Annotated in this window: 10 protein-coding genes; 4 read left to right on the top strand and 6 right to left on the bottom strand. The window is 58.8% G+C overall.

The window, feature by feature from the left end:
* Positions 1 to 62: 62 nt before the first annotated feature.
* Complete coding sequence (locus tag ACR0CA_RS08285) at positions 63 to 1,298, bottom strand: MFS transporter (RefSeq protein WP_480878289.1); 1,236 nt, start codon at positions 1,296 to 1,298, stop codon at positions 63 to 65.
* Between the two features lie 147 nt (positions 1,299 to 1,445).
* Here ACR0CA_RS08285 and zapE point away from each other — a divergent pair, with 147 nt between their 5' ends.
* The gene (gene zapE, locus ACR0CA_RS08280; protein ID WP_480551092.1) at positions 1,446 to 2,504 is read left to right on the top strand and encodes a cell division protein ZapE; all 1,059 of its coding nucleotides are present in this window, start codon (positions 1,446 to 1,448) and stop codon (positions 2,502 to 2,504) included.
* Positions 2,505 to 2,580: 76 nt separating this feature from the next.
* Here zapE and ACR0CA_RS08275 read toward each other — a convergent pair whose 3' ends face one another.
* From ACR0CA_RS08275 to ACR0CA_RS08260, 4 genes are read right to left on the bottom strand one after another with little or no spacing between them, the layout of a single operon-like run.
* On the bottom strand, positions 2,581 to 3,855 hold the full coding sequence (locus ACR0CA_RS08275; protein WP_480898236.1) for a bifunctional folylpolyglutamate synthase/dihydrofolate synthase: 1,275 nt from the start codon (positions 3,853 to 3,855) through the stop codon (positions 2,581 to 2,583).
* Positions 3,852 to 4,784, bottom strand: a complete 933-nt coding sequence (accD, locus tag ACR0CA_RS08270; RefSeq protein ID WP_170773120.1) for an acetyl-CoA carboxylase, carboxyltransferase subunit beta — start codon at positions 4,782 to 4,784, stop codon at positions 3,852 to 3,854. The genes ACR0CA_RS08275 and accD overlap by 4 nt, the downstream gene beginning before the upstream one ends.
* 59 nt (positions 4,785 to 4,843) lie before the next feature.
* Positions 4,844 to 5,746, bottom strand: a complete 903-nt coding sequence (locus tag ACR0CA_RS08265; RefSeq protein ID WP_170773123.1) for a CPBP family intramembrane glutamic endopeptidase — start codon at positions 5,744 to 5,746, stop codon at positions 4,844 to 4,846.
* Positions 5,733 to 8,831 (bottom strand): ABC transporter transmembrane domain-containing protein, encoded by a 3,099-nt coding sequence (locus ACR0CA_RS08260; protein WP_480898233.1) that lies wholly within the window; start codon positions 8,829 to 8,831, stop codon positions 5,733 to 5,735. Before ACR0CA_RS08260 ends, ACR0CA_RS08265 begins: the two co-directional genes overlap by 14 nt.
* A gap of 244 nt (positions 8,832 to 9,075) precedes the next feature.
* Here ACR0CA_RS08260 and ACR0CA_RS08255 point away from each other — a divergent pair, with 244 nt between their 5' ends.
* From ACR0CA_RS08255 to ACR0CA_RS08245, 3 genes are all read left to right on the top strand, one after another.
* Complete coding sequence (locus ACR0CA_RS08255) at positions 9,076 to 9,834, top strand: DUF6478 family protein (RefSeq protein ID WP_480898231.1); 759 nt, start codon at positions 9,076 to 9,078, stop codon at positions 9,832 to 9,834.
* Between the two features lie 10 nt (positions 9,835 to 9,844).
* A complete protein-coding gene (locus tag ACR0CA_RS08250) occupies positions 9,845 to 10,204 on the top strand; it encodes a hypothetical protein (protein ID WP_170785606.1) in 360 nt (119 codons plus the stop codon).
* A gap of 77 nt (positions 10,205 to 10,281) precedes the next feature.
* Positions 10,282 to 11,808 carry an MFS transporter gene (locus ACR0CA_RS08245; protein WP_480505869.1) on the top strand — a complete coding sequence of 509 codons (1,527 nt, stop codon included), beginning with the start codon at positions 10,282 to 10,284 and terminating at the stop codon, positions 11,806 to 11,808.
* Positions 11,809 to 11,847: 39 nt separating this feature from the next.
* Here ACR0CA_RS08245 and ACR0CA_RS08240 read toward each other — a convergent pair whose 3' ends face one another.
* Complete coding sequence (locus tag ACR0CA_RS08240) at positions 11,848 to 13,188, bottom strand: S41 family peptidase (RefSeq protein ID WP_170789846.1); 1,341 nt, start codon at positions 13,186 to 13,188, stop codon at positions 11,848 to 11,850.
* Positions 13,189 to 13,192: the final 4 nt, after the last annotated feature.

Raw genomic sequence — 13,192 nt, 5'->3', positions numbered from 1 at the left:
AGATGCGTCACCTCCGGTTGGGCCGGGCAGCGCGTGTCGCGCTGCGGGTTTTAAGGCCATGGTCACGCTGGAACAGGGGTACGGTTTTCGCGGATGGGCAGGTGAACGATTGCGCTGAAAGCACCGATGGCAACGCCGATCCACCAGACCATCGTGTAGTCGCCATAAGCGTCATACATGCGGCCCCCCAACCAAATGCCCAAAAAACTACCAATCTGGTGACTGAAAAAGATGATCCCGTAGAGCGTACCCATATACCGCAACCCATAAAGATGAGCGACCAGCCCTGATGTCAGCGGGATTGTGGCCAGCCATAGCGACCCCATGACCAGAGAAAAGACGATGACAGAGATCGGTGTAATCGGAAAGACGATGAAGACAGCGGCCGCAAGTGTCCGCGCCGTGTAGACCCCGGCCAACAGATATTTCTTGGGAAAGCGGCTACCCGCCCAACCCGCTACCAGTGTGCCGCCTATATTAGCCAGACCGATCAGAGAAATCGACACAGCCCCCAGCGCCGATGTTGTCGTGATCCCGACGGCGTGCAGTACTCCTCCTGGTTGGATCGGCCCACACATCTCAGTCACGAAGGCGGGGAAATGGGCGGTGATGAAACCCAATTGGTAGCCACAGCTAAAAAAGCCTAGAAAAATGAGCGCGTAAGATGGGTCTCGGAAAGCGCGCGCCAGGATTTCACCCATGCTGTCCTGCAACTCGGCCTTGGTGGCCGCTTGCGGCGCGCGCATGAAAGGCAAGGTCAGGACAAGGGCCAGAATAAGCAGCGCAAAGATGATGAAAACCTGCTGCCAGGGCAGAAAGCTCAGCATCCATTCGGCTGCGGGGGCGCCAAGGACCTGTCCAAAACTGCCCGCTGCCGTCACGATAGCCAGAGACATCGAGCGGTTCTGATCCGAAGACGCCCGCCCGACAACAGCCAGGATTACACCAAACCCGGTTCCGGCAATGCCAAAACCTACAAGCCAAGCGTATAGTTGATGTTCGAACGGTGTCACCGACCACGCGGTCAGGACCATGCCCGCGGCATAAGTCAACGCTCCAAGAACAATCGCGCGCCTGTCACCAATTTTTTCCGCAAGCGCACCAAAGATCGGCTGGCCGATCCCCCAGGCCAGGTTCTGAATCGCAATCGCCATCGAGAAGTCGGTGCGCAACCAGCCGAATTCGTCGGCGATCGGAATCTGGAACACCCCGAACGACGCGCGTACGGCAAAGCTAACCGTGATGATGATGCAGCCAACGATCAGGATCGGGTTCAGCAGGCGTTCGTATTGCGGCATTGGGCCCTCGGACGGTTCGGTCCAAGGACGGTAGAGGAAATCTTGACGTGGTCAATTCAGGAGTTTTGGGACTTCGGATCAGCAAAATTGATGCGTCGCGGGAATGGCCGCTTTTCAACGGGCTGCGCGGCGGGTATGCCTCGGAATATGACGGATTTGATTTCGCTTTACGAGGCACGCATTGCCGATGGCAGCCTGACCCGAGACGATGCGCAAGAGGCTGTTCTTCCTCATTTCGAACGTATCCGTCAGGCTCTGGCCGCCCCGGTTAAACGCGGATTTTTCCGCAAGGCCCCACCTGCACCGCAGGGGTTGTATCTGTGGGGCGGCGTTGGGCGCGGCAAGTCGATGCTGATGGACATGTTTGTCGATGCGCTCGAGGATATTCCCGCACGACGCGTTCATTTTCATGCCTTCATGCAGGAAATCCATGCCGGGATGCACAAAGCCCGCGCCGATGGGGTCGAGGATGCGTTGGCCCCGGTGGCCGATGCGGTTGTGAAATCCGTCCGCCTGCTGGCTTTTGATGAGATGCAGATCACCGATATCACCGATGCAATGATTGTGGGACGTCTGTTCGACCTGCTGCATGCGGGCGGGGTGGCGGTGATCACGACCTCGAACAGGCACCCGGACGATTTGTATAAGGATGGCCTGAACCGGCAGCTGTTCCTGCCGTTCATCGCGCATATCAAGGAACAGCTTCAGGTGTGGGAGTTGGTCTCGCCCACCGACTATCGCCAGAACCGTTTGGAAGGAGCGCCGGTCTATTTCACCCCGATTGGACCTGAGGCGCGGCAGAGCGTTCGGGCTGTGTGGCAGGACTTGTCCGGGGGTCAGGCTGATCCCTTGGTTTTGCAGGTCAATGGTCGCGCGGTCGAGCTACCGGCGTTTCGGAATGGGGTGGCGCGCGCCAGCTTCTACGATCTATGCGGGCGGATGTTGGGGCCTGCGGATTATCTGGCCATTGCAGAAGCCATCAAAGTGCTTGTGTTGGAGGACATTCCCCGCCTGTCGCGCAACAATTTTAACGAGGCGAAACGCTTTGTGACGTTGATTGACGCGCTTTACGAGGCGAAGGTGCGATTGATTTGCTCGGCGGCCGCGGAACCTGAGATGTTGTATGTCGAGGGTGAAGGGACGTTTGAATTTGAACGGACTGCCTCGCGTCTACGTGAGATGCAAGCACAAGATTGGGGGACATAGGGGGCTCTGCCCCCGACGCGCTTTGCGCGCCTCCCCCGGGATATTTTTGGCCAGATGAAGCGGCACGGATCGGGAGTTAGCCGTTTTCGCGTAGGATGTGACCAGCCAGATAGAGCGAGCCGCAGATCAGGACGCGGGCTTGCGGGTCATCCGTGACGATGGCGGTTAAAGCATCCATGACACTGTTTGCAGTAGTGGCCGGCAGATTGACTTTGGCGGCCGCGGATGCGGTGTCTTCGGCGCTAAGCGTGGCGGCTTCTCCCGGTATGGAAACGGCAGTCAGGCTTTGGGCCTGTGCGGCCAGTGGAGCCAGGTATCCGGTGACGTCCTTGGTGTTGAGCATCCCGCAGATCATATGGGTGGGGCATTTAGGCAGTTTCGCCAGCACATCGGCCAAGGCGATCCCGGCGGCGGCGTTGTGGCCTCCGTCCAGCCATAGCTCTGCTTGGGGAGCGGCATCAACGAGCGGGCCGGTTTTCAGGCGCTGCATCCGGGCTGGCCATTCGGCGCGGGTGACGGCGGCCTCATAGGCGTCATCGCCCAGGTTCAGGTGGCGCAGGACCGCCAGCGCGGCACCTGCGTTCTGGATCTGGTGCGCGCCCAACAGGTTTGGCAGAGGCAGGTCGCGCAGACCCGTTTCGTCCTGATAGATCAGGCGTCCGTTTTCCTCGTGTACATGCCAGTGCTGGCCGTAAACCAGCAGCGGCGCGCCAAGACGGGCGGCGGTGTATTCTATGACCTCGAGCGCTTCATCGGGTTGGGGTCCGACGATGCAGGGCACGCCGGGTTTGATGATCCCGGCCTTTTCCGCCGCGATCTTGCCCAGCGTATTGCCAAGGAACTGTTCGTGGTCGATGGACACGGGCGTGATCACCGTAACTGCGGGTTCGTGGATCACATTGGTGGCGTCTAGACGCCCGCCAAGACCCACTTCGAGCAGAGTGTAATGGGCCCGTGTGCGCGCAAAAGCCAGAAGGGCGGCGCAGGTCGTGATCTCGAAATAAGTGATGTTTTCGCCGTTATTGGCGGCGTAACACTCGTCGAGCACCTCGGTCAGGGCCGGTTCCGAGATCAGCTCTCCGGCCAAGCGGATACGTTCGTGGAACCGGGCCAGATGCGGCGAGGTATAGGCATGCGCCGACAGCCCTGCTCCTTCGAGCCCTGCGCGGATCATCGCCTGGGTTGAGCCTTTGCCGTTGGTCCCGGCGATATGGATCGCCGGGGGCAGCATTTCTTGCGGGTTATCCAGCGCGGCCAGCAGACGCCACACCCGATCCAAGGTCAGGTCAATGATCTTGGGATGCAGTGCCATCATCCGGTCGAGGATGACGTCAGAAGACGGTGAGGTCATTTTTCGTCCGCAGGTTCAGCCAGTGCTTCGGGCTGTGCTTCTTCCGGAGCTGGCGCGGGCAGATCGCCTTTCACTGCCGGCGGCTGGTTCAGCAGCATCCGGGTGATGGTGATCAACTCGTCCCGCATTTCGGTGCGCTTGGTGACGCGGTCCAGCATACCGTGATCCAGCAGATACTCAGCGCGCTGAAAGCCTTCTGGCAGTTTTTCACGGATGGTTTGTTCGATCACGCGCGGCCCGGCAAAACAGATCAGCGCGTTGGGTTCGGAAATGTGCACGTCACCCAACATTGCATAGGACGCGGTGACGCCACCGGTGGTCGGGTGAGTTAGGACGACGATATAAGGCAGACCCGCCTCTTTCAGCATCTCGACCGCCACAGTCGTGCGCGGCATTTGCATCAGGCTGAGGATGCCTTCCTGCATCCGCGCACCCCCAGCAGCAGAAAACAGGATCAACGGGCGTTTCAGCTTCACAGCCTCTTGCGCGGCGGCGATGATGGCGTTGCCAACATACATGCCCATCGAACCGCCCATGAAGGAAAAGTCCTGCGCCGCAGCGATGATCGGAGTACGGCCGATTTCACCAGCAGCGACCAGCATCGCCTCTTTCTCGCCGGTCTTTTTCTGCGCCGCCTTCATGCGGTCGGGGTATTTCTTCTGATCGCGGAACTGCAGCGGGTCGTCTTTGGGCGCAGGGACCTCTACCTCGGTAAAGATACCGCCGTCGAACAGGTGAGCAAAGCGTTCCCGTGGGGTGATCGCCATGTGATGATCGCATTGGGTGCAAACATTCTGGTTTGCCGCCAGTTCGCGGTGAAACAACATCGTTCCGCATTCATCGCATTTGTGCCAAAGGTTTTCGGGAACCTCGCGGCGCGAAAAGATCGAATTGATCCGGGGGCGGACGTAGTTTGTGATCCAGTTCATGTCGGAACCTTGCTAATGCGGCTTTGACGTCAAATAAGGCGCAACGGAAAGAAATGCAATCAACGCCTGAGTGCCAGGCGCGCGGTCAGCCAACTGACGGTCATGATGGCGAAATCCACGTAAAGCCATTGCCGCAATATACCGGTATCGGACATGTCGTAAGGCAGGTGGAAAAGGGCAAGGCCGCTTAGGCTGTCGGGCAACGATATGAACAGCAACGCCACGGTATTGTTGAAGAAATGGAGTGCTATCGCAGGGCCCAACGTGCCTGAGCGCGCGGTGAGATCAGCCGCGAAAACGCCAAACATGATAGACCAAAGCGCAATCAGCCCGGCGTTCCCTTCGGCGGTACCGGGGGCGTAGTGGCCTATTCCGAACAGCAAAGATGGGACGAGTATCCACACCGCAGGCGACCGGAATCGCGCAGCGAGGGCTTGTTGCATATAGCCGCGAAACAAAAACTCTTCTGCGCTGGTTTGAATCAGAACTGCACCTAAAGACAGGGGCAGAAACAACAGCCATGTCGACAAGGCCAGATTCGGAACGAAAGCGGCCCCCATATCATATGGCGGCAACACCGTGATGACGACACCAAGCACCACCAATGCGCGCAAGACGACCCAGAACTGTGCAACACTTTGACCTAGTGGGCCCAAAACAGACGCGAGCGACCTTTGGTGAAGACGGCGGACCGCCAGTCGAACGCCCAATGTCACAAAGGCGAAACTGCTCAGCAGAACCAACATGGACAACGGTGAGGAACCGGACAAAAACGCCTCGGCCCATTCGTAGGACCCTATAGCTGAAATGACGATCAGAAGCGCCAGATTCAGGGCAATGACAACGGCTGCGACGATGCCCAACCCCGCCAACAGACGCCAAATCTCAGCGCGCGCCCGAGCCGGGGCCACAAGCTGTTCATGCGACCCGTAGCGGGGCGAGCTGATCTCAGGCACGTTCATTTACGCTCTCGGGCTGGCCGGGATCTTCCAGGAAGATGGTTGGGTCCTTGGTCTCGTTCACCCGGTTGGCCAGTGAGGTCAGATACCCGGCAACAGTTTCAAGCAACTGAACGGCAACACCCGCGTCGCTGTCGACCACGGCGCGGAACTCTTCGGCACCAATGCGCAGGAAGGAACACTCCTCCAGCGCCACAAGGTCCAACTGACGGGGGTCCCGAGTGATGATGGACAAATCCCCGATCAGACGGCCCGGTTCAATAACCGAAACCTGCCGCGAGGTGCCGCCCTCAATGGGCCATTCCAGGCTGGCTCGGCCCGAGATGCAAAGATAGGCCGCATCCGGTGCCTGACCGCATGAAAAGATGACCTGACCAGCCGTGGCATGGTACCATTGCGCCGAAAAAGCCAGCAGGCGCTGGTTGCGGCCATCCATGCCGGCGAACAGCTCGGTCGAGGATATGATCTTGAGCTTGCGGCTGAGATCTTCAGTCGTGTCCACCTCGTCCAGGGTTCGCGTCTTGGAGACGCCGTCGATACGGCCATCCTTGATCTCGACAAACAGGTCGTAAGCCTCGGGATGGGCAAAGTGATCTTCCATGAAGATCATGATCGAGTCAGGCAACAGCTCTCGCAGTTTCAACCGCGTCCGCAGTCGGCTTTCGGAATCGTGGCTGGCCAGCGCCTTGTCCAAGATTAAGACATCGGGCCGCTTGATTCCAGCGCGCGAAAAGGCGGCGCGCTCTTGAAACACCGTCGGCAGGTTGTTTCCGCCCAGCCCCGAGGGCAAGTCATAGATGATCGCCGCCGCACGACGGCGCAGACCGGCCTCGTTCAAGATATCGGCCACCACATCCTCGATCTCATCCGCATGCGCGCCCGCCATCAACGAGATACGGCCAAAGAGCGCATTCTCAATGACCGTCATACGCTCGATATAGGCGTCAGGCGTGACGGGGATGAACATGCCCTTCAGATGCGCGCGCAGACGGTCCGCCTGTCCGCTGCGGATGGCCAGAATTTTCTCTTTGTATTCGTCGGGGAAATCGGGGCCAATCTGTTCCGCCGTTAACAGGAAAGGAACGGTCAACAGCAGCGCGCGTTCTTGATCGGTGATCCCGGCCTCACCCTTCAGCTTGCGCCGTTCCTCGATATCCAGCAGGCGGTAATACATGTCCTTGGTCATGCCCAACCTCAGGAATAGCGGGTGATCGGTGCCATCCCGTCCGAACGTTCGGTTCAGTGTCTTCAGCACCGCGCTGGAGATCCCCATCGCGTCGTCATCCAAATCATGTGCCCGCAACATCGACATGAACCGCCGGTCGCCCGCCAGAATATCGGGCGAAATATCATGCGACGGCGCGGCGTAAAGCAGGTTGCCCCCCAATGGAACCGCCGGGTTGAACAGATCCGGGTCGAAGCGGTAGACATACCGGTCCAGCCCCTTTTCCTGTAACCGCTCGGCCACGCGGCCGCGCAGATCGACAATTTCACGCGCCAACGACGGGTGCTGCACCGGATCGAACTGAGACCGCAACGTCCGACGGAACATGAACTCGTCAATGCCCATGGATTCGACCAGCTGGAACCACCAGTCCCGGATGTCGTCGATATCCTCCAACCCGGCCAGCGCGGGATCGATCCACTCGTCCGACAGGGAATCTACCGGGTTTCCGGCGCGTTCCGCTTCGATCTGCCAACGTGTCGGCGCTTTTTGGGCCTCTTCTGCATGTTTCGGACGGGTGCGCAGGGGCATCAGCAGATTGTCCCCCAAGGTCCCGTCGAACAGATAGGGCCGCGAATAGGCATAGCCTATCCGGGCCGCGATCACCGCCTGATGCAACCCTTGCAGATCGTGCCCGCCAATGGTCACATCGCCTTGCACCGGAAGCAACTCGCGCGTGAGGACCTGAGCCAACGCACTGCGCTCGGCCGCGTTCGAAGATTGGATCGCAACCCGCGCGCCCTTGGGGATCGTCAGGTCGATATCTTCAAGGATCGTTTTGCCGTCATCGTCGCGGACTGTCACGTTGCGCAACTGAATTACGCCCGTAAGGTGTGGAATCGTCTCTGGCTCGCCCACGAACAGGTTTTCTGGAATCATATTGTCCGGCGCGAACCGCTCGGTCACGATTTCCCAGCGCAGAGACATATCCTGCACCTGATTGTAATAAGTCAGCAAATCCTTCCACGGGCCGCTCAGATCCTTGTAGGCCCCCAGCGCCGCAACCAGCGCGCCCACCGTAACCTCTCCTTTGATCGCCAGATAGCCGCCAACCGAATAGAACAGGAACGGCGTCATCTGAGTGATCAGATTGTTGAGAAATTTCATGAAGAATTTCTTGTTGTAGATCTTGAACCGGATCTCGAACAAGGTGCCCAACCGATGACTGAACAGCGCCAGACGATATCGCCAGCCCCCATTGGTGCGTAGATCACTGATGCCCGCGGCACTTTCGCCGATTTCCGAACTCAGATGACGCACCTCCTGGATGCGGTCCTTGTTCAGCAGGTTGATCTGCCGTTGCAGCTTGGGAATGATCCACGCTTGCAGCGGGATCAGCGCGATGCTGGCCAATCCGAACCAAACGCTTTGCATAAACAGAAAGGTGACGATGGTCATCATCTGCCCGAACTGGAACACCGGCTGGGCAATCGCATCGCCCATCAACCCTCCCATCGGCTCTGCCTCGGAGGTGATCATCGACACCAGCTCACCCTGGCTGGTGGTCTGGAAATAGGATTTTGGGAAGCGCATGGTACGGTGGATCAGTGTAAACCGCAGCCGACGCAGCATCCGTTCGGCCAGAATGCCCTTCATCGTGTTGATGCGCATCTTCATCAGCCCGCTGATGATCACCGTCAGCAAGAACGCGCAGCACAGAATCAAGAGATACTGGACCTGTGTGAACGAGATCCCCAGCACCGTCACCGTATCGCTGGGCGCACCGATGGCATCGTTGATGATCTGCTTGGGCAACTCCAACGAGGCGTAGAGAAACGGGAAGGACAGAACCGTCAGCACCAACAGCACAACCTGTTGTTTCTTCGAATACTTCCAAATGAACGAAAAAAGAGTGGGTTCCATACCCCGGCCTTGCCTCAAGTTTTTTGATACGCGCTTTTTCGGATGATCTACAGCAATCAGGTGCCGGACGGTACGCATTGGTCCACGCGATTGCAAGAACGGCCCTGCGGGTATCAGATCGCAACCCGCCTGCCCAGCCGAAACCCGACTGTTCCGTCGGAATTAACGCGATATTTCCGGGTTTCGGCTTTATCCTAACCACCGTCATTGACTAAACAGTGGTCAACAAAAGATGACGGGGACCATGGGCAAATTTCTGGATCGCTATATTTTCCGCAAGGTGCAGGCCCGTTGGCGGCAGGCCGCACAGATGGCCGGGCACACACCCCCCGCCGAGTTGCGCCACCAGCGAGACGAAGCGCGCAAGCTGCGCGCCGATCTGGACCGGTTGATCCATGCGGCGGATGGCCGTTTGACGCGGCCCCTGATCGGATCAAACCAATTCGCCAAACCCCTTGGCACAGATTGGAGCTGGCGCCCCGACCTCTGGCGCGAACCGCTGTCGCGCAGCGGGCTGGCCTCGGCCCCGCGCAGAACACCGTTGGACGGTCAGACTACCTTGTTTCACGACTGCGCGCTGTCGGAAATCAGCCTGCGCCAGACGCGCAACCGGCGCGACAATGATCTGGCACCCTTTGGGCTCAGTCTCGAGGTGTTCGAATTCGCAGGCTCCTTTCTGTCCCTGTCCGTCGCGTTGCCCGCAGATGCCGCGCAGGGTCTGACCAAGCAGCACCTGATACGGGTCGATGCGCAGATCGAGGCGGAACGCGATACACACGGAATGGCCCGTTTGAACATCCAGCACGGCCCCAATACCGAACAGGTTCTCAGGGAGTTAGACCCAAACCGAACAGGCGGGGTCGATTTCGATTTGGCCCACCTCCCCCTGAACGAGCGGCGGATCGACAAGATCTGGCTAGATCTCATCTTTGACGCCCCGACGATGAACCGCATTTTTGTGCGCGAACTGACCTTCTGCCGCCACCATCGCGCCGATTTATGAGGCCCATATCATGACGCACCCCATCCTGACGCCGCTCAGACTGGAAAACGGAATCTGGCAAGGGCTGATCACATCCTCAGCCGAGCCGCACGTCTCAGTTCACTACCGGGATGAGGTGTTGGACGGCGTAACTCTGACCGCCTCGCCCGATGGCTGGGCGCTGGCTATTCCCGTCCCGAACTCGGCTCTGTCGGACGGGGTGCACAGCTTTGTCATCCTAGATCGGGACAGTTCGGAAAAACTGGGCGATTTCACCATCATTGCAGGGGTTCCTGCGGCGGACGATCTGCGGGCCGAGATTGACCTGCTGCGCGCGGAACTGGACCTTCTGAAACGCGCCTTTCGCCGGTCGCAACAGTCCGATACCTGACGCCTGCGACCCAAGCCCCTATCTTTCCAGCGTTTTCCGTGCATCATGAACCGATAGGCGATTGGTGGAGTATTGGTATGGACCGGACGAGTATTATCAAGGTCATCGCCCTGATGGTGACAGGGTTTGGCATCGGGATCGACTTTACCGGCGCCTTGATACTGGTCCCCGCGATCGAAAACAGCTTTGACGCGGACATCACCTCGACCCAATGGGTGTTAAACATCTACGCCCTGTTCTTTGCCATGACCATGGTGGCCGGAGGCCGGATGGGGGACATGTTCGGCCACCGCAAAATGATGCTGATCGGGCTGTCGATCTTTCTGTTTTCTTCGGTCATGTGTTTTCTGTCCCCCAGCCTCGATTTCCTGATCCTCTCGCGCGCCTTGCAAGGTATCGGCGCAGGTTGTGTTTGGCCTTGCGCGCTGGCCTTTGGCGCCACCAAGATCGCCAAGCCTGAACAGCGGGCCTTGGTCATGGGCATGATCTTGGCGGGTGTCACCAGTGGCAATGTGTTTGGTCCCTTGATCAGCGGCGCAGCGGTCAGTTTCGGTGATTGGAGGCTGTTCTTCCTGGCCAATGTCATATTCTCGACCATCTCGATGATTACGGCACTGATCCTGATGGAGCGTGAAAAACAGCACAAACAGGGTGAGCATCTGGACATCGCCGGAATGGTTCTATTGTCCTTGGCGGTCCTGCTGCTGCTTTACGGACTGGATGTGGGCGCGGATTGGGGTTGGGCCTCCCCGCCACTGCTGATGGTGTTCTTCGTCAGCGCCGTGCTGTTCCTGTCTTTCCCCATAATCGAAAAGCGTGTGAAAGAGCCGCTGCTGCTGCCCCAAATGATGCAGAACCGAGAGTTTCTGATCACGCTGGGTCTGAACATGTTCAACGTCTCAGCCGCCTTTGTCGGGCTGCTGTATTTCCCGCAATATATGCAGAAGGTTCTGGGCTGGTCGGTCTTTCATTCAGCGCTTGGGCTGGCCCCGCTGACTTTACTGTTGGCGATCGGGTCGATCGTTTCTGGGACGCTTTATAACGACTTCGGGCCGAAGCGGCTGTTGTTCTGGGGCTATCTCATTGCCACCGTAGGGGCGCTCAGCATCGTGGTGATGCCTGCAGGGCTGGGCTATTTCCAGATCCTGCCCGGCATGGCCATGATCGGGCTGGGCGCAACGCTGACAGTGGGGCCATCGGGTACGGCTGCGGTCAGTGCGGTCAAACCCGAACGCGCCGGGCTTGTTGGCGGGTTAAGCTTCATGACCCATCTCGTCTATGGTGCCATCTCAGTCGCGTTCGCCACCGCGATCATGTATGCCACCAGCCTCTCCAGCCTTGGCAAACAGCTTGCGGTGGATGGCATCAAAATGTCCGATGCGGATCAAAGGGCCATCAACGGCGGCACGCTGACTACCGATTCCGCCAAAACCGTGATGGCCAAGCTGACCCCGACAGAGGCCGAACAGGTGAAAACCGCTATCGCATCGGCGTTTGACAGCGGCATGAACATGGCCTTTGTCTTCGCCGCCATCTCGGTCTCGGTCGGTATGATCCTCGCGACGATGCTGGATGAAGAGAAGCTGCGGAAGGTCGAAAGCTAAGTTCATAAGAAAAGGGCCGCCCTGGAGCGGCCCTTCGATTTACTGGGACGGGCCGTTGGGCCGGAAGGCCGACAGACCTTTGAGGATGTCGATGGCATAGGCCAATTGGTAATCCTCTTCCCGCAATTCGGCGGTTTCTTCAGCCTTGGCGCGGTCTTCCTCGATCTGACGGATCTCATCCTCGCTGAGGCTGTCATTGTTCAGGCTGCCACGCAGATCGGCCTCGGACCGGGTGCGGGGGTTTGTTTCCTCTTCCTCGGTATCCGCAGCGCGACGCGGTTGTTCCACAATAATGTCCGGGCTGACCCCAAGCGCCTGGATCGAGCGTCCCGACGGCGTGTAATAGCGTGACGTCGTCAGACGCATCGCACCATCCCCGCGCAGCGGCATGACCGTCTGGACCGAGCCTTTGCCAAAACTCTTCGTGCCCACGACAATCGCCCGGCGATGGTCTTGCAGCGCACCCGCCACGATTTCCGAGGCTGAGGCCGACCCGCCATTGATCAGCACCACGATCGGCTTGCCTTCGGCCAGATCGCCGGCGGTGGCGTTGAACCGCTCACCCTCGCCCGGGTCACGACCACGGGTTGAAACGATTTCGCCCTCGTTCAGGAATGCGTCTGAAACCTTGATCGCCTGCGTCAGCAGACCACCGGGGTTGTTGCGCAGGTCCAGAACAACGCCGTTGACCTTGTCGATGCCGCCGATCTCTTCGATCTGCTCGTTCAGGCCCTCTTGCAGATTGGGGAAGGTTTGGTCGTTGAACGTCGTCACACGCAGAACGACACTGGTACCTTCGGTCCGGGCGCGCACGGCAGTCAGCTTGATCGTGTCGCGGACAATGGTGATGTCAAAAGGCTCCTGCTCGCCCTCACGAACTACGGTGATCACGATTTCCGAGCCCACCGGCCCACGCATCAGATCGACCGCCTTGTCCAGCGTCAGGCCCAGAATGCTTTCGCCATCCACATGGGTGATGAAATCGCCCGCTTCGATCCCGGCCTCATCAGCCGGCGTGTCGTCGATGGGTGAGACCACTTTGACATAACCTTCTTCCTGCGTAACCTCGATCCCCAGCCCGCCAAACTCACCGCGCGTCTGAACACGCATCTGCTCTGCATCGCTAGGCGACAGGTAGCTGGAATGGGGATCAAGCGAGGTCAGCATTCCGTCAATCGCCGCTTCGATCAGATCTTCGGGCTCAACCTCTTCGACATATTGCGAACGGATACGCTCGAAAATGTCCCCAAAAAGGTCAAGCTGCTGATAAACGCTCGCCTTGTTCTCGGCCTCTTGCGCCAGCAAGGGGCCTGCAATCTGAGTGGTTGCGATAATGCCTGCCACGGTTCCGGCCAAACCGGCCATCACAAATTTCTTCATACTC

It is taken from the genome of Ruegeria sp. F12 (assembly GCF_056533885.1).
Note: the sequence above shows the minus strand (reverse complement) of the source record. Positions and strands in the feature narration are given on the sequence as shown.

What these genes read in the sequence shown, in the direction of transcription:
- ACR0CA_RS08265 (WP_170773123.1), bottom strand. Translation starts at nt 5,746, where the DNA reads ATGAACGTGCCTGAGATCAGCTCGCCCCGCTACGGGTCGCATGAACAG.
- ACR0CA_RS08275 (WP_480898236.1), bottom strand. Translation starts at nt 3,855, where the DNA reads ATGACCTCACCGTCTTCTGACGTCATCCTCGACCGGATGATGGCACTG.
- ACR0CA_RS08245 (WP_480505869.1), top strand. Translation starts at nt 10,282, where the DNA reads ATGGACCGGACGAGTATTATCAAGGTCATCGCCCTGATGGTGACAGGG.
- ACR0CA_RS08285 (WP_480878289.1), bottom strand. Translation starts at nt 1,298, where the DNA reads ATGCCGCAATACGAACGCCTGCTGAACCCGATCCTGATCGTTGGCTGC.
- ACR0CA_RS08255 (WP_480898231.1), top strand. Translation starts at nt 9,076, where the DNA reads ATGGGCAAATTTCTGGATCGCTATATTTTCCGCAAGGTGCAGGCCCGT.
- zapE (WP_480551092.1), top strand. Translation starts at nt 1,446, where the DNA reads ATGACGGATTTGATTTCGCTTTACGAGGCACGCATTGCCGATGGCAGC.
- accD (WP_170773120.1), bottom strand. Translation starts at nt 4,784, where the DNA reads ATGAACTGGATCACAAACTACGTCCGCCCCCGGATCAATTCGATCTTT.
- ACR0CA_RS08240 (WP_170789846.1), bottom strand. Translation starts at nt 13,188, where the DNA reads ATGAAGAAATTTGTGATGGCCGGTTTGGCCGGAACCGTGGCAGGCATT.
- ACR0CA_RS08260 (WP_480898233.1), bottom strand. Translation starts at nt 8,831, where the DNA reads ATGGAACCCACTCTTTTTTCGTTCATTTGGAAGTATTCGAAGAAACAA.
- ACR0CA_RS08250 (WP_170785606.1), top strand. Translation starts at nt 9,845, where the DNA reads ATGACGCACCCCATCCTGACGCCGCTCAGACTGGAAAACGGAATCTGG.